A 25,362-nucleotide genomic window follows, 5' to 3' on the forward strand; every position below is an offset into this window, starting at 1 on the left:
AAATTACAGACACAGTCTGGGAAGTCTGGTTCAGTTTCTTAAAGCTTGGTTTACTAGATGAAACCAAAGGAAAAGTGTTACCTATGTCCCCGGTCTAAAGTGTAACCTATGTCCCAGTTTGCACAGGTTTTCCCCGCTCCCCCCAAATTCTTTACACAAAACCTACCCTGCCTTTATGTATTATTTATGGTCTTTACGCCGGTGTTTACGGCCATATGTCATGATATAATCGTAGTCCGCCGTTACGGGATTACATTTGCTGGGGAGCAACTAACATGAAGATGGCTATCAGCTTCATCTGCGGGGTTGTCGTTTGATGTCTGATTATCTTCGGCGTCAGGACGGCACAACCCGCCGCCGCGGAATAACCGCCCTTCCCTCTTCCCCCTAATCTCTAATCTCTTTCCCCTAAAACAAAGTGGAGGCTGCTATTGCTAACAACCTCCACTGACAAGTCTATCAAGATTCCGGACTCAACTCAATTGCGGTAATCACTACCGTACTGGGCGTCCCGATAGTTGATAACCGGGATCTGCCGCCAGTTTACTCTTACGAGTTGCGTCCGTTTGTTGGTCGCCCCACCTTTTAGCAGGGCCTTAACCATCCACCTGCAGGACTCCGAGTACCTCGTAAAGTTTCATACCGCACCTCCCGAAGCTTAATTCAGGTAGTGTCATGGTCTTCTATCAAAATGCTAGCACCGGGGGTGACAAAAGTCAATATACGGGCGCGTAAGACTTTGTTAGAATAAAGTACTACTCCCTTACATCACGTTGCCGCCGGAAACCTGGAGCACCTGCCCGGTGACATAGCTCGTCGCGTTTGATACCATCATTATGGTGACAGCGGCGATATCCGCCGCCGCGCCCATCCTGCCCAGGGGGAAAGCGGCGAGCATCCCCTCCCGCATTTTGGCGGCCTGTTCCGGTGACGGTGCGGGCATACCTTCCCGCAAAACCGCCCCGAAGTTGGTCGGCGCGGGCCCGGGAGCCACGCAGTTCACGCGTATGCCGTACTTGCCTTCCACGTAAGCCAGCTGCTTGGTAAACAGGTCTATGGCGTATTTGGAAATGGCGTACACCTGCACGCCCATGGCGTACTGCTGCGTGCTGCCGGAACCTATGTTCACGATAGCGCCCTGCTTATGCTTTCTCATCGAGGGAATAACTGCATTGGTGACGTTCATCGTCCCGAATAGATTGAGGTCCATCTGTTTGGCCCAAAGTTCGGGTTTCTGCTCGTCTATAGGGATATAGTCTTTTTGCAGGATAGCCCCGGCCACGTTACAGAGTATATCTATTTTCCCGTACTCGTCCAGGGCTTTCTTCACCATGGCTTCCACTTCCGCTTTTTTGGTGATGTCCGCCCCGATGCCGGTGGATTTAACGCCGAGTTTCTTTACCGCCTCGGCTGTTTTCTTGACATCTTCCAGTTTAACGTCGGTCACCACCACCGCGGCGCAGCCTTCCTTGGCCAGCAGTAGTGCTATCTCATGCCCGAAACCCACCTGGCTGCCGGCGCCGGTCACCAGCGCCACTTTATCTTTAAAACCAAGGTCCATATTTATCCTCCTCTAGTCAGTAACGGCGGAAATCCCCTTAGTCCAGCACCGAGCCGCCGGAAACATGCAGGATGGCGCCGGTGATATAGCTGGACATTTCGGACGCGAAGAATATCGTGGCGTTGGCGATATCACTCTGGGTGGCGCCCCGGCCCATGGGAATCGTCTTGGCCAGCATGTCGATAATCGCTTTCTTGTCCGCGCCCGGTATGAAATTGGTGGGGGCGGGGCCGGGGGCGACGCAGTTGCAGCGGACGCCGTTCCTGGCCTCGTTAAACGCCAGCTGTTTGGTGAAGGTATCCACGCCGGCTTTGGAAATGGCGTAGGTGTTGCCCGTGCCGTGGGCGTACATCCGCGTGCTGCCGGAGCCTATGTTGACGATAACGCCGCTTTTCTTTTCCCTCATGTAGGGCAGCGCGGCCTGGGACGTCAGCATGATGCTGTACAGGTTGAGGCGGATATCCTTGTCCCATTCTTCCGGCTTGGCCTGGTCATAGGGTACGCGGCTGGCGATACCGCCGGCCACGTTGCACAGGATGTCTATTTTCCCGTATTCGTCCACCACCTTTTTTATCAGCGCGGCCACGTCCGCGGGATTGGTGACATCCCCTTTAACGGCCATGGACTTTTTGCCGGTCTTCTTTATATCTTCCGCCGTAAGTTTCACATCATCGATGATGTCCGTAACGGCTACGGCGGCGCAGCCTTCCTTGGCCAGCAGCAGGGCAATCTGCTTCCCGAATCCTATCTGGCTCCCGGCGCCGGTTACCAGCGCTACTTTGCCTGTAAAACCTAAGTCCATAATAACCTCCTATATACCATTTATATTATTCGCAGGTATCATTATATACTATGAATCACTAAGGGGCAAAATATTTCCGGTGGGAAAACGGCCCGTGTCGGTCGGCGTTAGGGTCCCCGCGGCTTTAGTGTGGTTTTTAGACGGGACTTTAAAGCCCCAGGTAGGCCTTGCGCACGTGGTCGCTTTTCAGCAGGTCCTCGCAGCACCCTTCCAGGGCCAGGCGCCCGTTTTCCAGCACGCAGGCGCGGTCGGCTATTTCCAGGGTCTGACGCACGTTCTGCTCCACCAGCATGATGGTCTTGCCCTGGTCACGGAGCGACTTTATAATCTGGAAGACTTCGGCCACCAGCTTCGGCGCCAGCCCGTTGGAAGGCTCGTCGATGATACAGAGCTCGGGACGGGACATCAGCCCGCGCCCCATCGCCAGCATCTGCTGCTCGCCGCCGCTCAGGGTGCTGGATAGCTGCTTGGCCCGTTCTTTGAGCCGCGGGAACAGTCCGTAAACTTCCTTGAGCGTCTCTTTTTTGTGTTTCCAGGCGCGGCGGGAATATGCGCCCATCTCCAGGTTTTCTTGGATGGACATCTCCACGAAGAGCTTTCTGCCCTCCGGGATGTGGGAAATGCCCAGCTCTACGATGTCGTTAGGTGCCATGCCGTCCAGCCGCTTGCCGCGGAAGGTGATGGTGCCGGAAGAAGGCCTCATAATGCCGGATATCGTATGCATCAGGGTGGTTTTTCCGGCGCCGTTAGCGCCCACCAGTGCCAGTATTTCTCCCTCGTTGCATTTGAGGCAGACATCCCATAAAGCCTGGATTCTGCCGTAAAAAGCGCTTACGTTATTTACTTCCAGCATTGGACTGCTCTCCCAGGTAAACTTCTATGACCATCGGGCTGTTGACGATTTCCTGCGGTGTCCCCTCCGCTATCTTTTTACCGTAGTTCAATACGATAATTCTATCACAAACGTTCATGATAGCTTTCATCACGTGCTCTATCATGATGATGGTTATGCCTTTTTCTTGTCTTATCTGCCTGATGTCGTCCATCGCATCGCCCACTTCCGTCTGGTTCAGGCCGGCCATCAGCTCGTCGAGCAGCAGCAGCTCCGGTTTGGTGGCCAGCGCTCGGGCCATCTCCAGCCGCTTCTGATTGCCCAGTGTCAGGTCCTTCGCCGGCGAGTTTATGGCCTTCAGCCCCACGAATTCCAGCAGTTCCATGGCTTCTTTGGTGGCCTGGGCGCCGGACAGCCTTTCCTGGGAGCCGAACAGCGCCGCGATGCGCACGTTATCCAGCACGGACATATTCCCGAAGGTCTTAACCGTCTGGAAAGTCCGGGAGATGCCCAGCCGGCAGATTTGATGCGGCTTCATACCGGTGATATCCTGGCCTTTAAAGGTAATTACGCCGGATTTCGGCTTTAGTGACGCGGATATCAGATTGAACAAAGTGGTCTTGCCCGCCCCGTTAGGGCCGATAAGCCCGAGGATTTCCCTCTGGTCGACGTAAAAATCCACGTTATTTACGGCGGTTAGCCCGCCGAAATTGATGGTGACTTTTTCACCCTCTAGTAGGTGCACGTTTCTCTCCCTTAATGCGTTTCCATATACTCTGGACAAGCCCCATCAGCCCGTTGGGCAGGAACAGGATGGTGGCCACCAGGATAGAGCCGAATATAAGCATATAATAGCTTTTTAAGCTGCCCGTTGTTAATTCTTCCTGGATGTACGTAAACAGCACCGCCCCGATTACCGGCCCGTATATGCTCCCCATCCCGCCGAAGATAGCCATCAGCGCCGGACTGAAAGACATCATGGGGTTGAAAGCTATCCCCGGGTCTATGTACGTCATTTTCGTGGCCATGACCACGCCGGCGGCGCCCATGAAAATCGCGCTCACGGCAAAGGTGAGTATCTTTACCATGGTTACGTTGATGCCGGTGTGCGCCGCCGCCTCTTCGTTCTCGCCGATGCTTTGCAGCGCCAGCCCGTACTTGGACCTTTTTATGAGGAGAGCGGCAATCATGGTAACCACGAAGATGCCCATCATGTAGTAGTAAATGGCCTCGTTGCTCTGGAGAATCACGAACATGCCGCGGGTATTCCAAACGGTAATCTCAAGATAATGGATTACTTCCTTCATCAGCAATACGAGACCGAAGGTAAACATCGCAAAGAAGATGCCCTTCAGTCTTAAAGTTATTGCCCCCACGATGAAAGCAAGAATAAAACTGGCTGCTCCGCCTATAAAAATAACGAAGATAAGCGGCATTTTCTCCCCGAATAGCGCTGCCGCGTAAATGCCTACCCCGTAAAAAGCCGCTGATGCCAGGGATATATAGCCGGTGGTGCCGGAGAATATTGTCCAGGAGACCGCGATAACCATGTACAGTAAAAAGTAGGTGAACAGCGTAACCTGGTATGTCGGGCCGACGGTTGGCCATATTCCCAGAAACACCAGGACTGCCAGCGGTATTACTGCTGAAACTGCAAATTGTTTCCAGTTAATCTTGCTAAAGTCCATCTTTCTACTTCCCCATGAGACCTTTTGGCCGCACCAATAACAGAATAATAAATATTACATAATAGGAAGCGGTGGTCAAACCGGGCTGCCAGGATGATACGATGCTGCCGATAACGCCCAGGATAAAACCCCCTATAAAGCTGCCGGGGATGCTGCCCAGCCCTCCCAGCGTCACGACGACGATGGCGATGACGGTATATCCCAACCCCATGCTCGTCTGTATGGGATAACATATGCTGATAAGCGATCCGGCTATGCCGGCCATCGCCGCGCCGAATCCGAAACACAGCGCCAGCACATAGTTAATGTTAACGCCCATCAGACCTGCGGTAGCGGAGTCCTGGGCCGCCGCCCGGATAGCCTTACCGGTGCGGGTGCTGGTCAGGAACAAATAAAATATGATGCCGATGCCGATTGCAAATATGGCGGCGGCCAGCCGGTTCTGAAAGAAATCTGCCCCGAAGACACTGAAGCTCTTACTCAGATATGAATAGCTGTAGGGTGTTGAACCCCAGATAAGCACCGCTATGTTTTGAACGATGAAATATAAACCGAAGGCTGCCAGCATGGCATTGCTTTCAAAAATGCCCTGGTGAGCGGCTTTCATCCGTATGCCTGTGAAAACGGTCCGGTAAAGGATAAAACCCACGATGAACATAATAGGGCCGACAATTACCACGGTTAGCAGCGGATTAATGCTGTGCTGCTGCAGCCAGAACGTTAAAAAAGCCCCGAACATTAAAAATTCGCCGTGGGCTATGTTCAATACCTTCGCCACGCCGTATTGCAGGCTAAGCCCCATGGATACCAGCGAATAAATAGCGCCGATTAATAGACCGCCGATGAGGATATCAAGGAACTGTTCCATTATATTATCTCAATAACACTCGCTTATTATACGGTATACCGGCAGGCTGCCTGTAAGTCACACAAGATATCTCTTTACAGGATACCGTCGGGTCAAACCCGCTGTAAGACCTCCAGACAGCCTGCCAATTTTATGTTTCGTTTCTAACTGCTCTTATTTTTCTATAGCTAGGATTCCGGCCATAACGGCTTGGGGTAGATGAATGGCGCGGTGTTGTGTGAATCGTTATCGATGACTTCAAAGATACCGCTCTGCCACTGACCAATTTGGCCGTCGTAGCATTCCTGCGGTAATAGGCCGCCGCCCTTGCCGCCGTCAGCGCACTCCCACCATATCAGCCCCAGCGTAGTCTCGAACTTCTCTGTGGCCATCACATTCCTGACTGTGTCGCTGTCAAGGGTCCCGGCTTTTTCGATTGCCTTCCCCAGGAACTCGGCAACGCTGTAGTACACGATGCCGCCCCACCAGTCCATATTCGGCAGACCTACTTTGGCCATTGCTTTTTCCGCAAAAGCTGCGGCTGCGGGAGAACTCTTACTGTTCCAGGCGCCCTCGCCCACTACGCCTTCCAGGGCAGCGCCGAACGTCAGATTGAAGAACTCGAAGTTACAGCCCGGACCGATCAGCAGTACCTTCGGATTGAAGTCAAGCGCGATGGCGGTTTGCATCAGGAGTATATTCTGGTTCGGATAGGCGAACATGCAGAAGATATCCACGTTAGCCGCCTTGGCTTCTTTGACTATCGGGTCGAGGTCTGCGATTGTCGTCGGGATACTCTTGGCTTCCACGACGGTGATGCCGTTCAGCGCAAACTGGCCCTGGGCGGCAACGTTATATTCGGCGCCGTGCAGATCGTTCATGTAGCAGATATAAGCCGTCTTGGCGCCCTTTTCCACGCAGAGATCGACGAACATCGGTATCTGGAAATGGTTGGAGTAATTCAACGCTGAGAATACGTAAGGCATAGAAGCCAGCTTTGGCTCCAGCGTCGTGGCGCCGCCTTCGCCGCAGATCATAATCGTCTTGTATTTATTGGCGATGGGTGCCGCCGCGAAGAGCATGGCGGTACCGGTAGGCCCGAAAAGGAAATCTACATGCTCTTGCGTGCACAGCTTTTCTATGTTCCGCACGCAGGCGGCTGTGTCGCTGGCATCATCGTACTCGATTAATCTGATGGGTAGTTTCTTGCCGCCTACACTCAAGCCGCCGGCGGCGTTGACTTCATCTATCCACATCTTATACATGGGCGCGGCACCGTATTCCTGGAAACCGGCCTGCGGCCCGGTGATATCCCGGGAGGCTCCGATGAGGATTTCGGTTTTATTCGGGTCGAGCGGAGGGGTGGTGACCACTGGCGTTGTTGCCGCTGGTGTCGTTGCTACTGTTGTGGCTGCTGGTGTTGTTGTGGTCGTTCCATTATCGCAGCCGGGCAGGACAGGTAATATAAGCATTATACAAATAACAATCGGTAAAGCGAATTTACCTATTTTTTTGAACATTAGTGAACCTCCTGTTTTCGCATCGCAATAAGCCAGACCTTTTCCGTATTTTTAGTGCACATCACCTCCTGCTTCGGTCTCGTTATTTCCTTATTTGTAATTTCTATGAATTTATAGATAAATTCACCAATAAAATTCGGCTTGGTGACGGTTCTTGGACGCGTTTTTTAGCATTATACATAGTCAACAGGGCTATTTCCATCGTGCTAAAATCGTGTGTATTGAAATCGCTCTCAGACGATTTGCAAAACTGTATAATAATTGAGTAACGGTTGTCAAGTGATTTTGTATTGAACTAGGTATGGGGTAAAAAAAGAATTAATGGCCTTTACGGTAAACCAGGAGATAAAAAGACATGCCAGGTTAGTGGGGATAAAAAGAATAACGCGTGAAAAGCGCCGCAGGGTAGGGCGGCGTTGCCAATGGGGGTGGCTTTAAGTTGCGGCGGCGCGGTGGCGCGTCAGGCGGCTACCGGCTTCTTGGTCTGGCTGCCGCGCCGCTTCCAGCCGAGTGTCCCCAGCAAATCGCCGATTGCTTTGTCCTGGTTGGTTTCGCTTCTCAGCGGCAGGTCGGGGTCTACTCCGTACTTGATGCGGCGGCCCTCTCTCTTTTTGGTGACGTAACCGTCCGCTTCGAGGTCGTTAATGATGTTGCGGGTGGCTTTTTCGGTGATGCCTATGGCGGCGGATATATCCCGCGCGGTAATCCGGGGCTGCTGGGCAATCAAACATAATACCAGGGCATGATTGGTGAGGAATTTCCATCCCGGCATGTGATTACCTCCTTGCTTCAGCTGCCGTGTGGATTTATTGTTTTGACCTCTGACAATTATCCTGAAAAACTATTGACAATTTGTACCGGGGTTGTATAATTAATTTAGGAAATATTATTCCGGTATATTATAACAGGAATGTCAAGTTAGCACAAGCAATTAGCGAATCAAACGTTTAAAACGTATAGAACACAAAAAATATCGAAGGAGCGTTGAAAAAAATAAAAAGTGAAAACATCATCGGTGGCCGCCAAAAACCAACTCAGCCACGGACCTGAAAAAATCGTCACCCTCAGCTATGTCGCCGCTGAAGCTGAAGAGCCCCCCAGTAAATCCGTTATTTTAACCGGCCTGGAGGACGAGCCTCCCGGTAGACCAGCCACCGGTAAAGACCGGCTTTTCCGGAACGTGCCTGAAAGTTCCTGGAAAGACTGGAAATGGCAATTCCGCAATAGAATTGTCTCCGTTGACCAGTTGAAACAGCTGTTGCCCCTCTCCAGCGAGGAAGAAGCCCAAATCAGGACGGTTACCCGCCGTTATCCCCTCTCCATTACCCCGTACTATCTGTCGCTTATCGACCCCGCCAATCCCCGCGACCCCGTGCGTATGCAGTCGGTGCCCTGTATTGAGGAAATCACCCAGAGCGCCATGGGTATGGAAGACCCCCTCTCGGAAAAAGAAGACTCCGTCGTGCCCGGCATGGTGCACCGCTACCCGGATAGGGCCTTGATGGTGCTGACGGATATCTGCCCCATGCTCTGCCGCCATTGCACCCGCAAAAGGGAGTGGCGGCACGGCGGCTGGGTGCGCCCGGATAGTGAGATAGAGGCGATGCTGGACTACCTGCGCCGCCACACCGAGGTCAGAGACGTTATCCTCTCCGGTGGCGACCCCCTTACGCTTTCTACCAGCCACCTGGAGTCCATTATCTCCCGCATCAGGGCGATAGAGCATATCGATATTATCCGCATCGGCTCGCGCTTCCCGGTAGTGCTGCCGCAGCGCATTGACGCCGAGCTGTGTGATATGCTTTCCCGCCAGGGCCCCATATGGTTTAATTCCCACTTTAACCACCCCAACGAGGTGACCCCGGAAGCCGCCGCCGCCTGCGACCGCCTTTTGCGCGCCGGCGTGCCGGTGAACAACCAGACGGTGCTGCTCCGCGGCATCAACGATAGCGTGGAAATACAGACCCGGCTCTGCCACAAACTGCTGAAAGCCAAGGTGCGCCCTTACTACCTCTTCCAGTGTGATGAGGTGCAGGGCACGGAGCACCTGCGCACCTCGGTGGATGTGGGCATTAAAATTATTGAAGGTATGCGCGGGCACACCTCCGGTTTAGCCATACCCAACTTCGTCGTCGACCTGGTCCAGGGCGGCGGCAAAGTGCCCTTGCAGCCCAACTATGTTCTCGCCATGAATGAGGACGAGCTGCTGCTGAAAAACTATGAAGGAAAAGTGTTCCGTTACCGCAATCCCAATTCGCAGAAGAGCCGGTCAGAAACCGATGCCCCCCCGCCCGTGAGCGGCGTCGTCGAAAGTCTGCTGGCGGCTGCCGACCTGCCGGCGAAAGCTAAAGGAGAGGCTAATGCGGATCGGGTTATCATACGATCTTAAAGCCCTTCCTCAAGAAGGGATACAGCATCATGTCGCGGATGATGCTTTTGAAGAATATGATTCGCCTGAAACCGTAGACATCATTTCGGGTGCCATAGCAAAACAGGGACACCGTATCGTCCATCTGGGCGGCGGTGTCTCTTTTTTGGACGCCGTCCGCCGGGAAAAGGTGGACCTGGTCTTCAACATCTCGGAAGGCCGCGGCAGCTATCGCAGTCGGGAGGCCCAGGTGCCTTCCGTCCTGGAGATGCTCGGCATCCCCTACACCGGCTCGGACCCCCTGACTTTGGCCGTCTGCCTGGATAAAATCGTTACCAAGAAAATGGCGGCGCTGGAAGGCATTCCCACCCCCCGGTGGCTGCTCGCCGAAGCTGAAAATGAGCTTGATAAGCTGGACTGGACGGTCTTCCCTTTCCCGGCTATAATCAAGCCGGCCTGTGAAGGCTCCAGCAAAGGCATCCGCCTTACCTCGCTCGCGGAAAACCGGGCGGAGGCGGTTAAGGAGATGGGCAGGATTCTCCGGGAGTACCGCCAGCCGGTCATGGCCGAGGAGTTCATTGACGGGGACGAGGTCACCGTGGGCGTAATCGGCAACACGCCCGCTAAACTGGTGGGCATGATGCGCGTGCTGCCCCGTAATAAAGAAAAGCACTTTGTTTATTCCATTGAGGTCAAGCGGGACTACGTTAACCGGGTGGACTATGAGTCCCCGGTGCTTTTGCCCCGGCCGGTCCTGGACAAGCTGGAAGAGTACAGTCTTAAAGCTTTCAAGGGCCTGGGCTGCCGCGATGTCTCCCGGGTGGACTTCCGGGTGGGGCGGGACGGCGTGCCTTACTTTATCGAGATTAACCCCCTGCCGGGCATGGGAACGTACAGCGACCTCATTATCATGGCGCTGAAAATGGGCTGGACTCACGATGGCGTGATTACCGCGGTGCTGGACGCCGCGCTAAAGAGGTATCCGCAATGCCGGGACGCGTAGCCGTAGTCTATAATGAGCCGCAGCCGTCCGGCTATGACGCGCGGCACGAGGAAAAAGCCGTGCTGGGCGTTCTGGATGCCGTCAGCGCGGTGCAAGAAGCCCTGCGCGTCCTCGGCTATGAGGCGGCTCTCCTCCCCCTGCTGCCCCCTTTCGAGGAAGCCCGCAAAAAGCTGGCCGCTCTGGATGTGGACGTGGTCTTTAACCTCTTTGAGGGCTTTTGCGGCCAGCCGGAGACGGAAATACTGGTGCCGGAAACGCTTACGCAGCTCGGTATCCCTTTTACCGGCTGCCGTGCCGAGGTTTTAAGGCTGGCCCTGGACAAGGCCGGGGTCAAGGCCATTCTCCGGGAAAACGGTATCCCCACCCCGGATTTTCAGGTGATCGGCCCCTCCTCCCTGCATACCTTCCGGCTGCGTTTCCCCTGCATTGTTAAGCCGCGGGCGGAGGACGCTTCCCACGGCATTACCGCGGACAGCCTGGTCACGGATTTCACCTCGCTGGTAAGGCAGGTCAAAGAAATAACCGCCACCTTTCACGGCGGCTCATTGGTTGAGGAGTTCGTTACGGGGCGGGAGTTCAATGCCACGGTAATGGGCAATAACCGGGGGACCGTCCTGCCGGTCTCGGAAATCGTTTATTCGCTGGCGCCCGGTGTGCCGCGCATCCTCACCTTCGCCGCCAAGTGGGAGCCGGACAGCGTCTATTTCCAGGGCACCAAAGTTGTCTGCCCGGCGGAAGTCAGCGAGTCGGAGCGCCGCTACATCGCCGGCACGGCCCTCAGGGCTTTCAAGCTGGTGGTGGGTACCGGCTATGCCCGCGTGGACATGCGCATGGACGAGACCGGTACGCTCAATATTATAGAAATAAACCCCAACCCGGATATTTCCCCGGATACGGGCGCCGCCCGGCAGTCCGCGGCCGCCGGCATGACCTATGCGGAATTTATTAATAAAATCGTGAATATGGCGCTGGAGAAGGGTAAAAATGGCTGTGATAATCCGCCCCATGTCCGCCGGAGACAAGCCGGCGCTGATGCAGATACTGAAAAATACGCCCGAATTTAAACCGTTCGAGGTGGTCGTGGCCGAGGAGCTAATCGACTACTTTCTGGCCGACGGCGTAAAATCCGGGTACAATATTTTAATCGCCGAGGATGACGGGCAGGTGGCGGGCTATATCTGCTACGGGGAGACACCCTGCACCGTGGGCACTTGGGACATTTACTGGATTGCCGTTTCGCAGGTAAAAAGAGGCAGGGGCATCGGCAAGATGCTTTCCGCAACGGCGGAAGATATTATGAAACAGTCCAAAGGTAGGTTGGCATTTATTGAAACTTCCTCCACGCCGCTGTATGAAAACACGCGGCGGTTCTATATCGCCCGCGGCTACGGGCAGGTCGCCCGCATTCCTGATTTCTACCTGCCCGGGGATGATAAGCTCATCCTGCAAAAAAGGTTATAATAGGTAGTATAGGGAATATCCCGGTAAGGTATCGACGGGGAGGGATGTTTGCATAACTTCGTCATGACCTTCGTGCCGCTGTTCATCGTTATCGATGCCTTCGGCAACGTGCCTTTCGTGGCCACCATGGGAGAAGGCATGTCCCCCCGCGAGCAGCATAAAATGGTCAATTATGCCGTGCTGACCGCCACCGTGGTGGGGCTGGTCTTTCTTTTCTTCGGGCGGTTCATCCTGGACGTGCTTAATATCTCGCTGGGTTCCTTCGCCATCGCCGGCGGGGTTATCCTGCTGGTGCTTTCCATCCGGTATATGTCCACCGGCCACATGGTAAACGCCAGCAAAGAAGAGATGACCGCCGTCGTGCCCATCGGTACGCCGTTGACCGTCGGCCCCGCTACCATTACCACCCTGCTGCTGCTGGCGCTCCAGTACCCGCTCTACATGGTGCTGATATCCTTCGCTCTTAATATGATGGTTACCTGGGTAATCTTCTTTCTCAGCCAGAAGATTGCGCGGTTCATGGGGCAGGGTGGCCTAACAGCGGTTTCCCGGGTGTTCAGCCTGCTGCTGGCCGCCATCGCCGTGACCATGGTTATCACCGGGCTGGATTCGCTGGGGATAATTAAAACATCCGGCTAAAGACTATAAGGCGGCGCTGCTATGTTTCGTATCAGAAGAGTTTATGATGATGTCACCCCCGCCAACCAGCGCGCCATCGCGCAGGTGCAGTCCATACTTCACGCGCAGTTCCCCCTGCTGCCGGAAAAGGACATCGAAAAGCTGCCGGAGCAGCTCCGCGACCCCGTAAAATACCGCTTTCGCTCCATATTGTTCGTCGCCGAGGGCAGCAAGGGGCATATCGATGGCTTCGCCTTGCTTTTCCACGAGCCCACCCTGCATTTCTGCTACCTGGACTATCTCTCGGCGGCGCAGTACAAGACCGGCGGCGGCATCGGCGGGGCGCTTTACGAGCGACTCCGTGAAGAAGCCCTGGACCTGAACGCCATCGGCATTTTCTTTGAATGCCTCCCGGACGACCCCCGTTTAAGCCCCGACCCCGTTATCAGGAAGCAGAACGCCGCCCGGCTGCGCTTTTACGAAAGGTACGGCGCCCGGCCTTTTATCAATACCGCTTACGAGACCCCCCTCCGCCCCGGCGGTGATAACCCCCCTTTACTGGTCTATGACAGTCTCGGACTGGATATCCAGCTGCCCCGCGATACCGTGCGGGAGATTGTCCGCGCTATCCTGGAAAGGAAATACCAGGGCGTCTGTCCGCCGGAATATGTGACGATGGTGGTGGAGTCTTTTAAAGACGACCTCGCCCTTTTGCGTCCCCCCAAATACGTAAAAACGCCGCCGGTGCCCGTCAGCCGCGCCACCCGGGCGGACCGCCGCATTCGTCTTGTCATCAACGACCGCCACCACATCCATCACGTCGAGGAGCTGGGCTATGTGGAAGCGCCGGTCAGGATTAACGCTATCCTGGAGGAGCTGGATAAGACTACCCTCTTCCAGAAATTGCCTCCCCGCCACTTTTCTGAGAAACACATCCGGGAAGTGCACCGTTCCGGCTTCGTGGAATATCTGTATAAAGTCTGCACCAAGTTGGATGAGGAGACCGCCATCTACCCCTATGTATTCCCCATCCGCAACCGCACCCGCCCGCCGCGGGACCTGCCGTTGCGCGCTGGCTACTACTGTATTGACACCTTTACCCCGCTGACCGGCAATGCCTACCTGGCGGCCAAAAGAGCGGTGGACTGCGCCGTCACGGCCGCCAAGCAGCTTCTGGAAGGCTATCGCCTGGCTTACGCCCTGGTGCGCCCGCCCGGCCATCATGCGGAGTCCTCCGCCTACGGCGGTTTCTGCTATTTTAATTCGGCGGCCGTCGCCGCCAACCTGCTGAGCCAGTACGGCAAAGTGGCGGTGCTGGATGTGGACTATCACCACGGCAACGGCACCCAGGAGATATTCTATGAGCGCTCTGATGTCCTCACGATATCCATTCACGGCCACCCCCACTTTGCTTACCCTTATTTCAGCGGCTTTATCGGGGAGAAGGGCAGAGGAGAGGGCAGGGGATTTAACATAAATGTGCCTTTGCCGGAAGACACCGACGGCGAGGCGCACCGTAAGTCCCTGGAAGAAGTCCTGAAAAGGATATCCCGGTTCCGTCCCCGCTACCTCGTCGTCCCCCTGGGGTTGGATACCGCCCGGGAAGACCCCACCGGCAGTTGGTCATTGGATGTGGCCGACTTTGAGAAGATGGGTAAAATGATAGGGGAGATGCGGCTGCCTACTTTGGTCGTCCAGGAGGGCGGCTACGATACGCGGGTGCTGGGCGCCAATGCCCGCGCCTTTTTTACCGGATTGTGGGCCGGTGCTTACCAGAAGTAACGGTTGACGTTGAAAGGCGTTGTTCCGTTGGAATTTCGTCTTAGATGATAGCCCTCATTACTCTCGGCGTTGTCTTCGTGCTCATCGCGGTGCGGCAGGTCGGCCGCTTTAAGCTGCGTATCTGGCAGATCATGCTGGCCGGCGCGGTGGTGGTGCTGGCTGCCCGGCAGATAGCCCCGCTCGACGCTTTAAAGGCCGTCAACGTCGATGTTATGCTCTTTCTCTTCGGCGTTTTCATCATCGGGCAGGCGCTGGAGGAAAGCGGCTACCTGGGCCACCTGGCGGACCGGCTGTTCCGGCGGGCGCATTCCCTGAAAACGCTGGTGCTTTTTATTCTGCTGGCCATGGGACTGCTCTCGGCGCTGCTGCTGAACGACACCCTGGCGGTTATCGGCACGCCGGTGGTGCTTTCGCTGGCGGCCAGGAGCAATATACGGCCCAAAGTCCTGCTGCTTTCCCTGGCTTTCGCCGTGACCATCGGCAGCGTCATGAGCCCCATCGGCAACCCGCAGAACCTGCTCATCGCCCTCCACGGCGGCGTGCCCAACCCCTTCGTGACTTTCCTGGAATATCTGCTGGCGCCCACCCTGGTGAATCTCTTTATCGCCTACCTGCTGCTGCGGCTTTACTACCGTAAAGAGTTTAACGGCATTCTCCCGGAGCGCTCCGCCGCGGCGATTAAAGACCCCCGGCTGGCGAATGTAGCCAGGGTTTCCCTGGTATTGCTGGTCATGCTGATTGTCGCCAGGATTGTCGTGGTGCTGGTGGGGTGGGATATTGACTTCCGGCTGACCTATATCGCTTTGGTGGCGGCGCTGCCGGTTATCTTTTATCTCCCCCGAAAGCCCCGCCTGCTGTTGCGCATTGACTGGTCGACCCTGGTTTTTTTCGCCGCCATGTTCGTGCTGATGCAGAGCGTCTGGGACTCCGGCTATTTCCAGCGGGCTATCGCCGCCGCCAACGTGGACCTTGCCTCCACCGGCATGATAATGGGAGTGAGCATCGTCCTCAGCCAGTTTCTCTCCAACGTGCCGCTGGTGGCTTTATACCTGCCGGTGCTGACGCAGGCGGGAGCGACCACGTCCGGCATGATGGCCCTGGCGGCGGGCAGCACTATCGCCGGCAACCTCACCATACTGGGAGCGGCCAGCAACGTGATTATCATCCAGAACGCGGAAAAGAAGGGCGGCGCTACCATCGGTTTCCTGGAGTTCGTGAAAATAGGGGCGCCCCTGACCCTGCTGAACGCGGCGGTTTACTGGCTGTTCCTGAAGTTGTTTTAGCCGTGCGGCCGGCCCGTTTATCTCGGGCTATTTTATACGCTTCAGGTATTTTACCCTGGCGGCGACGGCGCTGGTGGCCTCGGTCCGGCAGGTGCATTTCAGCAGGTCGCGGGAAAGCTTTTCGTCGCCGATGACGTCGTTTACCCAGTTGGAGAAGTCGGTCTTCTCCGCGTTGGCGTGGTACTGGAAAACGTCGTCCGTCATCTGCTTGAGGGCTTCTTGGAGCTCTTCGAGGTTTTTCAGGTATCTGCCGTCGTGGCACCAGAAACGTTTTTCTACCGGCACATCTCCGAGTATCGCTGCCTTAACCTGAACTGTCATCCTGGCCATAATTGTCACCTCCTGAGCCGGTATTTCCGCGCTGGAAGTCAGCGGAGTGTACTTAAGTAGTATTTTAGCACCATTTGTGCTATTTGCAAGTGCCCGGATACTGCCGCGTGGTGGCAGGCGCAATAATGATTTTATATACAATACGCGGGTGGTGTCAATAGCCTTTTAGTCGATGCCTGCCGCGTTCGCAGCCGACGGTGTATTGACGGCAATATAGCTTCCATAATAAAATAAAAAAGTCTCTCCGGTGTGGGTATACCCGGGTTCCCCATTATGTGCGTTCGGCGGTAAAAGCCGTACGCGGGCTGTTGTGTTTAAAACCGGGAATCGGTTGAAAGCTGGTAACCATTAGTTGTTGAATCTCACGGAAGCCCTGGAAGCTGTATTGAGTCATATTGGTGTGCTGGATGTAGAGGAAAAAGCGCTTTTACGGTGCGCCGGCCGGGTAAGCGCGGAGAATATCCGCTCTGAATACAATCTGCCGATGCTCCCCGCCGCCCGCCTGGACGGCTACGCTGTCAGGACGGAAGATATCGCCGGTGCCGGGCAGGAAAGCCCGGTTACTTTGCGTATCATCGGTACGGCCCGGGCCGGCGTGCGCCCGAAGCAGCACGTTAAGCCGGGGACGGCCATGCGCATTATGACCGGCTCCGTCTTGCCGCCGGGGGCGGACGGCGTGGTGCGCTTTGAAGACACGGACGAGCCCGGCGATAAAAACGGCCCCAATGCCGGCAGTCCTTCACAGGTAAAAATTTTCGTTTCGGCTGAATCGGGCGCCAATATCAGCCCCGCCGGCAGCATGGTAAAACGGGGCGCTCTGGTGTTGCCCCAAGGCAAAAGCATCGGCCCCGCCCAAATTTCCGCCCTGGCCGCTATCGGTAAAGCTAGAGTCAGGGTCGTCCGCCGGCCCCGCGTTGCCATTATCGCCACCGGCGATGAGCTGATAAGCCTGCAAAAGGCGATATCCCCGGGCAAGACCTATAACAGCAATGCCGCCGCTATCTCTGCCCTGGTTACCCACTACGGCGGCCTGCCGCTGGTGCTGGGCATCGCCCGCGATAACGAGGCGTCGCTGCTGGCTAAAATCCGGCGGGCCGTGACCGCGGACGCCGTTATCACCTCCGGCGGCGTCTCTATGGGCGACTACGACCTCGTGCGGCTGGTGATAGCTAAACTGGGTAACGTCGTTTTTTCCCGACTCAATATGGGCCCCGGCCGGTCTTTTACCTTTGGCCTTATCGACCGCCCCCCGGGCGGCGGCCAAAGCACGCCGCTGCCGGTATTCGGTCTTTCCGGCCCCCCCGCCGGCTGCCTGAACAACTTTGAAACGCTGGTCCGCCCCGCCCTGCTGAAAATGATGGGCTTTACCGCTTTAGTCCACCCCGCCGTGGCCGCCGTAGCCGGTGATGCTGCCGGCGTCAAGCCGCTAGACTTCGTAAAATGGTCGCGCCTGGCCCGTGTGGATGGTGAATATCGCGTGCTGCTGAACGGCCCGGATAAGGCCGGCATGTTGGCCCAGATGGCCGCCGCCAACTCTCTGACGATTGTTCCCGCCGGCGCTGAGGTGCATCCCGGTGACAGCATCGAGGTATGGCCGCTGGACTGGTCCCGGGACTGAATTAAGGCAGTTCGGCAAGCTGGCGCCGCGCTTCGCTTTCTACCGTCTTGATAACCTGCTGGAGCGGCAGGTGCCTCTCCCCGGCGATGCGGCGGCAGTCTTCGTACTCCGGCGTGACCGCCAGCCAGTCCTTGAAGCGCTTTACCTTTACCGCCGCGCGGCCTAAGCTGGTGTCTATCTCCGCTATCGTTCTCTGGGCGGTGTGCCGCCCGATGCGCCGGCTGCGTACGCCCAGCGTGGTGGTCTCGCGCATGATTATTCCGGTGATGTCGTCTTCTATTGCCGCGGCGCAAAGGACGCAAAGCATGGTCGCCGGCCGGTTTTTCTTCATCTGTATCGGCATGAACCAGACATCGGCCGCTTTGGCTTCAAAGAGCACCTCCATCAGGTACCCGTATATTTGCGGGTTCATATCGTCGATATTGGTCTCCAGCTGCACCATTTCCTGGCCGTCCCCGGCGTTTTCCGTCTCTTCCCCCAGCCACACCCGCACCACGTTGGGCCAGCCGGCAAACTGCTTGTTGCCGGCGCCGTAGCCTATCTTCTCCGGTTTCATGCTCGGCCGGCGGTAGGCCGCGGCCAGTGATGTGATTAGTACCGCCCCCGTGGGCGTCAGCAGCTCTCCGGGTGATGTATCGGAGGCAGGCGCATCGGCCAGGGGCGCTTTGGCGTCGGCGAGTATTTGCAGCGTGGCTGGTGCCGGGACCGGCAAAATACCATGCGCGGTCTTGACCGTGCCGCTGCCGGTCGCCAGGGGTGAAGCATAGACCCGGTCTATCCCCAGGGCTTCCAGGGCTAATAAGGTGCCGACGATATCGACGATGGTATCTATGGCGCCGAGCTCATGGAAATGTACCTCTTCCAGGGGGATGTTGTGAATGCCGGCTTCCACCGTGCCGAGCTTGCGGAAAATCTCGCCGCTTTTCTTTTTTACGTTTTCGGAAATATCGCTGTTGTCGATGATGCGCAGGATTTCACTCAGGCCGCGGTGAGAGGCTGACGGCGCGTGCCCGGTTTCGTGACTGTGCTCATGCCCGTGCCCGTGTTCATGTCCGTGTTCGTGCTCATGCCCGTGTTCTTCCTCGATAATTACGTCGAACTTGGTGGCGGTGATGGAAGACCGCATGACTTTTTCCGCGGTCAGCCGGAAACCCGGTAAGTTCAGGCCGGCCAGCCCCTTTTTCAGTGCCTCGAAGTCCAGTCCCGCGTCCAGCAGCGACCCGATAAGCATATCGCCGCTGCACCCGGAAAAACAATCGAAATATGCTGCTCTGCTCATTTTTCCCCTTTATTTCCGTCCGTCTTCAAGACCTCGTTCATGCTGCCCGTGCGGTAGCCCGCCAGGTCCAGGGTGACGTATTTATAGCCCAGCCCCTTGATGCGGGTGACTATTTCCCGCCGGGTGTCCTCCCGGAGGAGCCGGGCCATGTCCGGTGGCGTCACCTCTATCCGGGCGGTATCGCCGTGGTGGCGGAGGCGCAGTTCGCCCAGTCCCAGGCCGCGCAGATATTTTTCTCCCCGGGCTATTCTGCCGATGGTTTCCGTGGTGACGGGGGTGCCGTAGGGGATGCGGGTGGCCAGGCAGGGCGCGGCCGGTTTATCCCAGGTGGGCAGTCCCCGGTCGCGGGAAAGCTGGCGTATCTCTGCCTTGGTTAGCCCGGCTTCCAGCAGCGGGCTGCGTACCCCGGCCTCCGCCAGCGCCTTCCTTCCCGGTCGGTAATCGGTGGTGTCGTCGGCGTTGGTCCCGTCGATGACATAGTCGAGTCCCTCCCCCGCGGCGGTGTTTTTCAGTGCCTTGAATATTTCCTTTTTACAGTAATAGCAGCGTTCCGGCGGGTTGGCGGTGAAGTCCGGGTTTTCCATCTCTTTACCCTGGATAATCTTGAAGCGCAGGCCCGAATTCCGTGCCAGCGCCGCCGCTTCCTCTTTTTCCTCGGTGGTGATTACCGGGGAGTCTACGAAGACCGCCAGCGATTTTGCCCCCAGCACCTCGTGCGCCGTGACCGCCAGGAAGGTGCTGTCCACGCCGCCCGAGTAGGCGGTGAGCGCCGACCCCATTTCGCGCAGGCTCTTTTTCAGGCGCTCGAGTTTTGTATCCGTGGCGGTTTCAGCCTTGGGCATCGCCGTTCTCTTTAAGATTTATCAGCCCGGCCAGGTAGCCGGCGCCGAAGCCGTTGTCTATATTGACCACGGCCACGCCGGGGGCGCAGCTGTTGAGCATTGCCAGCAAGGCGGCCAGGCCGTTGAAGCTGGCCCCGTAGCCGACGCTGGTAGGCACGGCGATGACCGGCACGGCTACCAGTCCCCCTATGACGCTGGGCAGCGCCCCTTCCATCCCCGCCGCTACCACCAGCACTTTGGCCCGCGTTATTCCGGGCAGCTTGTCCAGCAGCCGGTGCAGGCCGGCCACGCCCACGTCGTAAATTCTTTCCACCTCGTTGCCCATCAGTTCCGCCGTGACCGCCGCCTCCTCGGCCACCGGGATATCGGAGGTGCCGCCGGTAACCACGGTCACTCCCGGTTTCCCGGGCGCGTTGCGGCGGTTGAGCACTATGGTCCGTGCCGCCGGGTTATAGACGGCCTCCGGTATTTTTTGCTTTACCGATTCATAAGCCGCCGTGGTGGCGTGCGTTACCAGCACCTTGTCCGAATGCGCCGCCAGCCGCTCGGTGATGGCGGTTATCTGTTCCGCCGTCTTGCCCCGCCCCATGACTACTTCCGGGAATCCCGTGCGCATGTGGCGGTGATGGTCTATTTTGGCGTAACCCATCTCCTCGTAGGGTAAAACACTCAGCTCGCGTAAGGCTTCCTCGGTGGATATTTCACCGGCTTTGACCTTGTCCAGCGTGCGTACCAGCCATTCGCGGATGGCCGGCGTTTCTTTTTGATTTTTGTTCTCGTTCATTTTTTTGGACCTTAAAGCATATGCGCGGAATTTGGGAGTTTTCCGTTAATCGGGGCCTTTAAAGTTATTCTATCTGAATATCTGTTCATAAACAAGCATGTTTCATTACCGGATTCAGCATACGGCGGATTATTCGCCCGGGTGGAAACGGCCCGGGAAAAAGCCGGATATGCCGGCCCCCGCGCGGAATGTCCGCTGTGTCCGGAAAGATTGACGAAGCCTTGAGAGTGAGGCATAATATTTATGGTACAAGGTTTAGTACTACCTATATCATTTTAATGAAAGGAGAGGAATGATAAAACAAGGGTCCAGGGTAAAAATAATCGGTGGCGAGCATGTCGGCAAGATAGGCGTCGTGGTAGCTAAGGCGCCGGGAGCCGGTAAGGCCGCTATCTGGAACATCGCGATAGAGGGTAAGGGGCAGACCCGTGCGGAAGAAAAAGACCTGGAAGCTGTCTCCTGATCCCCGTTATCACGTCACACATTACCGTAAATGAACGGTTAACAATCCGTTAGCAAAACCCTGAAAAGAAACCCCCTGTCCGGCTGATTCAGCCTCAAAACAGGGGGTTATTTTTATTTTGGTAGCCCGCAGTGGAAGCATTCCGAACTTTTCTTCGAAAAGAAGGAACTTATCCCAAGCTTGCAGCGGTTACTGCCTTTGCCTCAATGATATAAAAAATAATACTCGTTTGGGGTCCAGGAAGTCCCGGGTTGACAACCGCCCTCCTGATTGCTAAAATAAGTAGAACATTAGTTCTGCCATTCTTATAGGAGGACGGCTGTGGACAGATTGAATACTCTGGTGGCGGCGGCGCGGTTTGATATTTGTGGTTGCGGCCGCGATACTTCCGCTGCAAAGTCTCCTCTTGGTTTGATCTATCATGCTGCGCTGCCCGGCGGCGGCTGTATACCGCTGCTCAAGGTGCTCCTGACAAATTTCTGTGTCAACGATTGCGCTTACTGCGTAAATCAGATCGGTCGCGACATTCCCCGTTGCTCTTTCCAATCCGAAGAGCTGTCCAGGCTGTTTATGGAGATGCAGGGCAAAAATCTGGTACAGGGGTTATTTCTTAGCTCCGGTATCGGCACTGACGCTTCCCGCACTATGGAAGCCATGATAAAGGTCGTGGAAATCCTGCGTCACCGTTACGGATTTCGGGGATACATTCATCTCAAGATTTTACCCGGGGCCCGTTTTGACTGCGTCGAAGCCGCTTGCAGGTTAGCCAGCCGTGTTTCCATTAATATAGAAGCACCGACTGTCCGCCATCTTGCCAGATTAAGCCACAAGAAAGACTTGCAGCATGGCATTCTGGAACGTATGAGCTGGGTCAAAGAGATTATTTCCAAAAATGAGACACTGGTACCTTCGGGGCAGACGACCCAGTTTGTCGTGGGGGCAGCCGGTGAAACAGACTTAGATATTTTACACGCTACCTGGGAGCTTTATAAAAAGAATGGTTTAAGGAGGATTTATTTTAGTGCTTTCCGCCCTGTAAGTAACTCGCTGCTGGAGGGGGTTAAACCCGCGTCGCCATTACGGGAACATCGGCTATACCAGATGGACTGGCTGCTCCGTATTTATGGTTTCTCCCCAGACGAGGTGGGGCTGGCTCTGGATAGTAACGGTAGTCTTTCTCTCGGTAAAGACCCCAAACTGACTATTGCACGGAAACAACCTTGGCTTTTTCCTTTTGACCTGAATAAAGCCGCTTATGAGGAACTTATCCGCGTACCAGGTATTGGCCCGGCATCAGCCAAAAGAATCGTCGAAACTCGCCTCGGAAGCAGCATCTCTTCAATACAACAACTCAAAAAAATGGGGGTTGCCACCAACCGGGCGCTTCCGTTTATCTGGTTCAAAGGCATACTTGACTATGAGAAACAGCTATCGTTTATATCCCAGGTTGATAAAGAAAGTCAGGCGCCATCGCCTTTACCCAAAGCTCAGATATCTAACTCAACTCTGGGTATACTTTTAGGAAGGCCAAGGGAAGGTTAATGAAAAGACTCCACCCGGCCGGTCTGGCTTGTAATATCGGGGAATTCCAGGTATCGTGCTCTTTGGTGGATTACATTGACTATTTACCTTCAAAGCCTATATATTTGAAGTCTCATTTGAACATGAGAATGGAGAAAAAACCAACTAAAGGGTAATGATATTTCCGAATCTATGCGAGATACCTAATGTGTGGTAATACTATTACCAGAATTGGTAGCGCATACGGGATTCGAACCCGTGATCTCGTCCTTGAGAGGGACGCGTCCTAGGCCGCTAGACGAATGCGCCCTGTGGTCTCACCGCCGCCCGCCCCTGAACCGGTTTGTCTTTAAACGCTCCTTTGGAGCAGGCGCCGCCTATTATTATTGCTTTTTTCCGTAGAGAGAGTCAAGTTGCCGCCGTACTTTCCGGGGTCGCGGCGGCTTGATGCCGTTGAAGCAGTCATTGTAGGAATAGGGGACTGGCTGGCGAGCCAGGATTCGAACCTGGGCTAAAGGATCCAAAGTCCTCTGTGCTACCACTACACAACTCGCCAAAGACCTTCAGAATTATAGCATTTAGCTGTACCGCTGGCAATTATCAAACCTGCCCCCCATATCCCCCCATTATATTTCCCCTATGTTTCTTTATGCTTTATTTACGTAATGTTTATCAGCCCTTAATGCTCTTTATGCTGCTTTTTATATCAGGGCGGTAGGATTAGTGAGGATAAGTTAAGTCAAGCCAACGGCGATTCCCCGGGTGGGGCAGCTGAAAGAAATGGAGTAAAATGCAGAACTTCGTACTCACGGGAAAAGCTAAAACGGTCTTTCGTCTTATCGAGCTTAAAGCCAAACAGGAAGCAGCAGACAAACGCAGGAAACTGGAGGCGAAGGGTAAGAAATAGGCCGGCGGCGGCCGGCTGAAATCAGTCTTTCCTGAACTTGGATTTTAGCGCGTTGGCCGCCTGCATCTGGTCGAATTCTTCCTGGCTCAGCGGTTCGCAGTATATCAGCACATTATCCTGTATCTTCATTTTAAACAATTCGTGACAGCCCCAGCACCGGCGCGGCCCTTCGTAACTGTCTCCCACGAAAGAAAACTTGCTTTCCGCCCCGCATTTGGGGCATTTCATACTGAACATCGGTGATTATTCCTTTCCGTCCCTCGCCGGACGCCGTCCCTTTTCCGCGGTTATTGCTTCAAATTGTACCACTTATTCCTGCCTGGCAACAGTCGGCGCCGTATGCTGCGGCCTGGTGTTTCACGGCATGGGGAAGTAGCGGTTGAACAGCCAGAAAAGCGCCGGAATGGACGCGATGGAAAAGATGAAGCTGGAAAAGACGAACTGGTTGGCTATCGTCTTGTTGCCCTGGCCGCGCTCCGCCAGGATGGGGACGGTGGTCACCGGCGGCACGGCGCTTTGCAGGAACAGGATAAGCGCGATGCCGTAAACCGGCTTGATGATTACCAGCAGTCCCAGGAAGGCCAGCGGAAAAACGATGTTCTTGATGGCTAGGAACTTTATTATCTCTTTCAGGTAGAACTTGCCCCGCTGTTTGAAGTCCAGGTATAGGCTCCCTCCCAGGATAATCATTATGAGCGGCATGGCCATCCCGCCCAGGATGCTCAGGATGTCCCGCGCGAAGTCCGGCAGATAATTGCCGGTACGGAATAGCTGTACGATTACCGCCAGCGCCGTGGCTATCAGGATGGGATTGAAAACCCGGTTCCAGGCTATCTTGTTCTCCCGCATTTTGCTCCGGAAAAACAGGTGATAGGTGCTGAAAAACATCACCGGGTGCAGCATGATGAAGATATATAGCTGCGGCAGGTATTCGGAGCTGTTCCCGAACACCCCGCTGATGATGATTAGCGGGAAAAACAGCCCGTTCTGGTAAAACAGGCTCATGGCGAACTCGCCGCGGGTCTCTTTGGCGGAAAAGAACATCGTTACCAGGGAAAGCGCCAGCGATATCGCCGCGAATCCCGCCCACCACAGCGGCAGTTGCCACCAGTCCGGCAGCGTATCCGGCGTGAAGGTGGATATGATGCTGGAAAACACCAGGCAGGGCAGGGCTATGTCTATGGCCAGGCGGGACAGGAAGCTTAAGACGTTTTCCGGCACGATGCCCCGGCGCGATATCCAGAACCCGATTAACCCGATGCCCAGCAGCACCAGCACCGACTGCAGTACCACGACGAATATATGCACTGCTGTATTATACCATCCATTTTCAGCGGCATGTCATTGCAAGAGGCGAAGCGACGTGCCTGCACGCCGAAGTGCGCTGCGGCACGCAGGCGCGGCAATCTCAACCTTTGTTATTGCTTGATTTCATCTCAGCGCGGGCTTTAGTTCCGGTCCACTCGTGGACTGCCATCTATCGTCCCTCTCCCTGCCGGTGGGGAGAGGCTTGTCCGCCGGAGCTTTAGCGCAGGTGGGGATAAGAGGGAAAGGGGTTAGTTCTCCTTAAACTGCTCCCTGCCTGTCCTCCCGCTCACCCTGAGCCTGTCGAAGGGTCCGGCGCAGCCGTGCCCCGTATGACCATCGGGGGCTGGAATCCATATACAGTTTACATAAACAAACGGATGGAAAACTGTCTCCGGGCGCATGCCCTTACCAAATTAGAAAATACGGGGACTGGTGCCGAAGGCCGGACTCGAACCGGCACGAGAGTTACCCCCCAACGGTTTTTGAGACCGCCGCGTCTGCCATTCCGCCACTTCGGCGCAGCTATTTTATTCTAGGTTAAAACC

25 protein-coding genes and 3 tRNA genes are annotated in these 25,362 nt (G+C 55.6%); 11 read left to right on the top strand and 17 right to left on the bottom strand.

Features of this window, described 5'->3' with window-relative positions; translation table 11 throughout:
- Positions 1-763: 763 nt before the first annotated feature.
- From WC370_06540 to WC370_06570, 7 genes are all read right to left on the bottom strand, one after another.
- Complete coding sequence (locus WC370_06540) at positions 764-1,561, bottom strand: SDR family oxidoreductase (GenBank protein MFA5309129.1); 798 nt, start codon at positions 1,559-1,561, stop codon at positions 764-766.
- A gap of 37 nt (positions 1,562-1,598) precedes the next feature.
- A complete protein-coding gene (locus WC370_06545) occupies positions 1,599-2,363 on the bottom strand; it encodes an SDR family oxidoreductase (protein MFA5309130.1) in 765 nt (254 codons plus the stop codon).
- 148 nt (positions 2,364-2,511) lie between these two features.
- Complete coding sequence (locus WC370_06550) at positions 2,512-3,216, bottom strand: ABC transporter ATP-binding protein (protein ID MFA5309131.1); 705 nt, start codon at positions 3,214-3,216, stop codon at positions 2,512-2,514.
- Positions 3,200-3,940, bottom strand: coding sequence for an ABC transporter ATP-binding protein (locus tag WC370_06555; protein MFA5309132.1), 741 nt, complete (start codon positions 3,938-3,940; stop codon positions 3,200-3,202). Before WC370_06555 ends, WC370_06550 begins: the two co-directional genes overlap by 17 nt.
- Positions 3,921-4,883, bottom strand: coding sequence for a branched-chain amino acid ABC transporter permease (locus WC370_06560; GenBank protein MFA5309133.1), 963 nt, complete (start codon positions 4,881-4,883; stop codon positions 3,921-3,923). The genes WC370_06555 and WC370_06560 overlap by 20 nt, the downstream gene beginning before the upstream one ends.
- A gap of 4 nt (positions 4,884-4,887) precedes the next feature.
- A complete protein-coding gene (locus WC370_06565; protein ID MFA5309134.1) occupies positions 4,888-5,751 on the bottom strand; it encodes a branched-chain amino acid ABC transporter permease in 864 nt (287 codons plus the stop codon).
- 167 nt (positions 5,752-5,918) lie between these two features.
- Positions 5,919-7,103 (bottom strand): amino acid ABC transporter substrate-binding protein, encoded by a 1,185-nt coding sequence (locus WC370_06570; protein MFA5309135.1) that lies wholly within the window; start codon positions 7,101-7,103, stop codon positions 5,919-5,921.
- Between WC370_06570 and WC370_06575 the strand changes: the two genes are divergently transcribed.
- Positions 7,096-7,281, top strand: coding sequence for a hypothetical protein (locus tag WC370_06575; GenBank protein ID MFA5309136.1), 186 nt, complete (start codon positions 7,096-7,098; stop codon positions 7,279-7,281). The two genes, WC370_06570 and WC370_06575, sit on opposite strands and share 8 nt — an antisense overlap.
- Before the next feature lie 429 nt (positions 7,282-7,710).
- On the opposite strand, the gene WC370_06580 is transcribed toward WC370_06575, so the two are convergent.
- The gene (locus WC370_06580; GenBank protein MFA5309137.1) at positions 7,711-8,022 is read right to left on the bottom strand and encodes a winged helix-turn-helix domain-containing protein; all 312 of its coding nucleotides are present in this window, start codon (positions 8,020-8,022) and stop codon (positions 7,711-7,713) included.
- A 228-nt stretch (positions 8,023-8,250) separates the two neighbouring features.
- On the opposite strand from WC370_06580, the gene WC370_06585 reads away from it, so the two are divergent.
- From WC370_06585 to WC370_06615, 7 genes are read left to right on the top strand one after another with little or no spacing between them, the layout of a single operon-like run.
- On the top strand, positions 8,251-9,639 hold the full coding sequence (locus WC370_06585; GenBank protein ID MFA5309138.1) for a KamA family radical SAM protein: 1,389 nt from the start codon (positions 8,251-8,253) through the stop codon (positions 9,637-9,639).
- The gene (locus WC370_06590) at positions 9,611-10,621 is read left to right on the top strand and encodes an ATP-grasp domain-containing protein (protein ID MFA5309139.1); all 1,011 of its coding nucleotides are present in this window, start codon (positions 9,611-9,613) and stop codon (positions 10,619-10,621) included. The genes WC370_06585 and WC370_06590 overlap by 29 nt, the downstream gene beginning before the upstream one ends.
- Positions 10,606-11,685, top strand: coding sequence for an ATP-grasp domain-containing protein (locus WC370_06595; protein ID MFA5309140.1), 1,080 nt, complete (start codon positions 10,606-10,608; stop codon positions 11,683-11,685). Before WC370_06590 ends, WC370_06595 begins: the two co-directional genes overlap by 16 nt.
- Positions 11,606-12,082 (top strand): GNAT family N-acetyltransferase, encoded by a 477-nt coding sequence (locus WC370_06600; protein ID MFA5309141.1) that lies wholly within the window; start codon positions 11,606-11,608, stop codon positions 12,080-12,082. Before WC370_06595 ends, WC370_06600 begins: the two co-directional genes overlap by 80 nt.
- A gap of 48 nt (positions 12,083-12,130) precedes the next feature.
- Complete coding sequence (locus tag WC370_06605) at positions 12,131-12,721, top strand: MarC family protein (GenBank protein MFA5309142.1); 591 nt, start codon at positions 12,131-12,133, stop codon at positions 12,719-12,721.
- 21 nt (positions 12,722-12,742) lie between these two features.
- A complete protein-coding gene (locus WC370_06610) occupies positions 12,743-14,482 on the top strand; it encodes a histone deacetylase family protein (protein MFA5309143.1) in 1,740 nt (579 codons plus the stop codon).
- Between the two features lie 44 nt (positions 14,483-14,526).
- Entirely contained in the window at positions 14,527-15,765 is a 1,239-nt protein-coding gene (locus WC370_06615; GenBank protein MFA5309144.1) for an SLC13 family permease, read from the top strand.
- Between the two features lie 27 nt (positions 15,766-15,792).
- Here WC370_06615 and WC370_06620 read toward each other — a convergent pair whose 3' ends face one another.
- Positions 15,793-16,095, bottom strand: coding sequence for a hypothetical protein (locus WC370_06620; protein ID MFA5309145.1), 303 nt, complete (start codon positions 16,093-16,095; stop codon positions 15,793-15,795).
- 355 nt (positions 16,096-16,450) lie between these two features.
- Between WC370_06620 and glp the strand changes: the two genes are divergently transcribed.
- Positions 16,451-17,713 carry a gephyrin-like molybdotransferase Glp gene (gene glp, locus WC370_06625; GenBank protein MFA5309146.1) on the top strand — a complete coding sequence of 421 codons (1,263 nt, stop codon included), beginning with the start codon at positions 16,451-16,453 and terminating at the stop codon, positions 17,711-17,713.
- A 1-nt stretch (position 17,714) separates the two neighbouring features.
- On the opposite strand, the gene larC is transcribed toward glp, so the two are convergent.
- The 3 genes from larC to larB are packed head-to-tail and all read right to left on the bottom strand — an operon-like array spanning position 17,715 to position 20,618.
- A complete protein-coding gene (gene larC, locus WC370_06630) occupies positions 17,715-18,992 on the bottom strand; it encodes a nickel pincer cofactor biosynthesis protein LarC (protein MFA5309147.1) in 1,278 nt (425 codons plus the stop codon).
- Positions 18,989-19,834, bottom strand: a complete 846-nt coding sequence (gene larE / locus WC370_06635) for an ATP-dependent sacrificial sulfur transferase LarE (GenBank protein MFA5309148.1) — start codon at positions 19,832-19,834, stop codon at positions 18,989-18,991. Before larE ends, larC begins: the two co-directional genes overlap by 4 nt.
- The gene (gene larB / locus WC370_06640) at positions 19,821-20,618 is read right to left on the bottom strand and encodes a nickel pincer cofactor biosynthesis protein LarB (GenBank protein ID MFA5309149.1); all 798 of its coding nucleotides are present in this window, start codon (positions 20,616-20,618) and stop codon (positions 19,821-19,823) included. Before larB ends, larE begins: the two co-directional genes overlap by 14 nt.
- Positions 20,619-20,910: 292 nt before the next feature.
- Here larB and WC370_06645 point away from each other — a divergent pair, with 292 nt between their 5' ends.
- Together WC370_06645 and WC370_06650 are read left to right on the top strand one after the other, a co-directional pair.
- Positions 20,911-21,081, top strand: a complete 171-nt coding sequence (locus WC370_06645; protein ID MFA5309150.1) for a hypothetical protein — start codon at positions 20,911-20,913, stop codon at positions 21,079-21,081.
- A 321-nt stretch (positions 21,082-21,402) separates the two neighbouring features.
- Positions 21,403-22,623 carry a helix-hairpin-helix domain-containing protein gene (locus WC370_06650; GenBank protein ID MFA5309151.1) on the top strand — a complete coding sequence of 407 codons (1,221 nt, stop codon included), beginning with the start codon at positions 21,403-21,405 and terminating at the stop codon, positions 22,621-22,623.
- Positions 22,624-22,834: 211 nt separating this feature from the next.
- Here WC370_06650 and WC370_06655 read toward each other — a convergent pair.
- The 5 genes from WC370_06655 to WC370_06675 all read right to left on the bottom strand — a co-directional run bounded on the left by WC370_06655 (position 22,835) and on the right by WC370_06675 (position 25,335).
- Positions 22,835-22,911 (bottom strand) — tRNA-Glu (locus WC370_06655).
- A 173-nt stretch (positions 22,912-23,084) separates the two neighbouring features.
- A tRNA-Gln gene (locus tag WC370_06660) sits at positions 23,085-23,158 on the bottom strand.
- A 372-nt stretch (positions 23,159-23,530) separates the two neighbouring features.
- Entirely contained in the window at positions 23,531-23,746 is a 216-nt protein-coding gene (locus WC370_06665; GenBank protein ID MFA5309152.1) for a hypothetical protein, read from the bottom strand.
- 120 nt (positions 23,747-23,866) lie between these two features.
- Positions 23,867-24,817: an AEC family transporter gene (locus WC370_06670; protein ID MFA5309153.1), complete on the bottom strand. Its 951-nt coding sequence runs from the start codon at positions 24,815-24,817 to the stop codon at positions 23,867-23,869.
- 430 nt (positions 24,818-25,247) lie between these two features.
- Positions 25,248-25,335 (bottom strand) — tRNA-Leu (locus WC370_06675).
- Positions 25,336-25,362: the final 27 nt, after the last annotated feature.

Source organism: Dehalococcoidales bacterium (assembly GCA_041652735.1).
GTDB lineage: Bacteria > Chloroflexota > Dehalococcoidia > Dehalococcoidales > RBG-16-60-22 > RBG-13-51-18.

Excerpts from the sequence above, each read along its gene's own strand:
- WC370_06540 (MFA5309129.1), bottom strand. The coding sequence starts at position 1,561 with ATGGACCTTGGTTTTAAAGATAAAGTGGCGCTGGTGACCGGCGCCGGC.
- WC370_06545 (MFA5309130.1), bottom strand. The coding sequence starts at position 2,363 with ATGGACTTAGGTTTTACAGGCAAAGTAGCGCTGGTAACCGGCGCCGGG.
- WC370_06550 (MFA5309131.1), bottom strand. The coding sequence starts at position 3,216 with ATGCTGGAAGTAAATAACGTAAGCGCTTTTTACGGCAGAATCCAGGCT.
- WC370_06560 (MFA5309133.1), bottom strand. The coding sequence starts at position 4,883 with ATGGACTTTAGCAAGATTAACTGGAAACAATTTGCAGTTTCAGCAGTA.
- WC370_06565 (MFA5309134.1), bottom strand. The coding sequence starts at position 5,751 with ATGGAACAGTTCCTTGATATCCTCATCGGCGGTCTATTAATCGGCGCT.
- WC370_06580 (MFA5309137.1), bottom strand. The coding sequence starts at position 8,022 with ATGCCGGGATGGAAATTCCTCACCAATCATGCCCTGGTATTATGTTTG.
- WC370_06590 (MFA5309139.1), top strand. The coding sequence starts at position 9,611 with ATGCGGATCGGGTTATCATACGATCTTAAAGCCCTTCCTCAAGAAGGG.
- WC370_06595 (MFA5309140.1), top strand. The coding sequence starts at position 10,606 with ATGCCGGGACGCGTAGCCGTAGTCTATAATGAGCCGCAGCCGTCCGGC.
- WC370_06600 (MFA5309141.1), top strand. The coding sequence starts at position 11,606 with ATGGCTGTGATAATCCGCCCCATGTCCGCCGGAGACAAGCCGGCGCTG.
- WC370_06610 (MFA5309143.1), top strand. The coding sequence starts at position 12,743 with ATGTTTCGTATCAGAAGAGTTTATGATGATGTCACCCCCGCCAACCAG.
- WC370_06615 (MFA5309144.1), top strand. The coding sequence starts at position 14,527 with ATGATAGCCCTCATTACTCTCGGCGTTGTCTTCGTGCTCATCGCGGTG.
- WC370_06620 (MFA5309145.1), bottom strand. The coding sequence starts at position 16,095 with ATGGCCAGGATGACAGTTCAGGTTAAGGCAGCGATACTCGGAGATGTG.
- larC (MFA5309147.1), bottom strand. The coding sequence starts at position 18,992 with ATGAGCAGAGCAGCATATTTCGATTGTTTTTCCGGGTGCAGCGGCGAT.
- larE (MFA5309148.1), bottom strand. The coding sequence starts at position 19,834 with ATGCCCAAGGCTGAAACCGCCACGGATACAAAACTCGAGCGCCTGAAA.
- larB (MFA5309149.1), bottom strand. The coding sequence starts at position 20,618 with ATGAACGAGAACAAAAATCAAAAAGAAACGCCGGCCATCCGCGAATGG.
- WC370_06645 (MFA5309150.1), top strand. The coding sequence starts at position 20,911 with ATGATAAAACAAGGGTCCAGGGTAAAAATAATCGGTGGCGAGCATGTC.
- WC370_06665 (MFA5309152.1), bottom strand. The coding sequence starts at position 23,746 with ATGTTCAGTATGAAATGCCCCAAATGCGGGGCGGAAAGCAAGTTTTCT.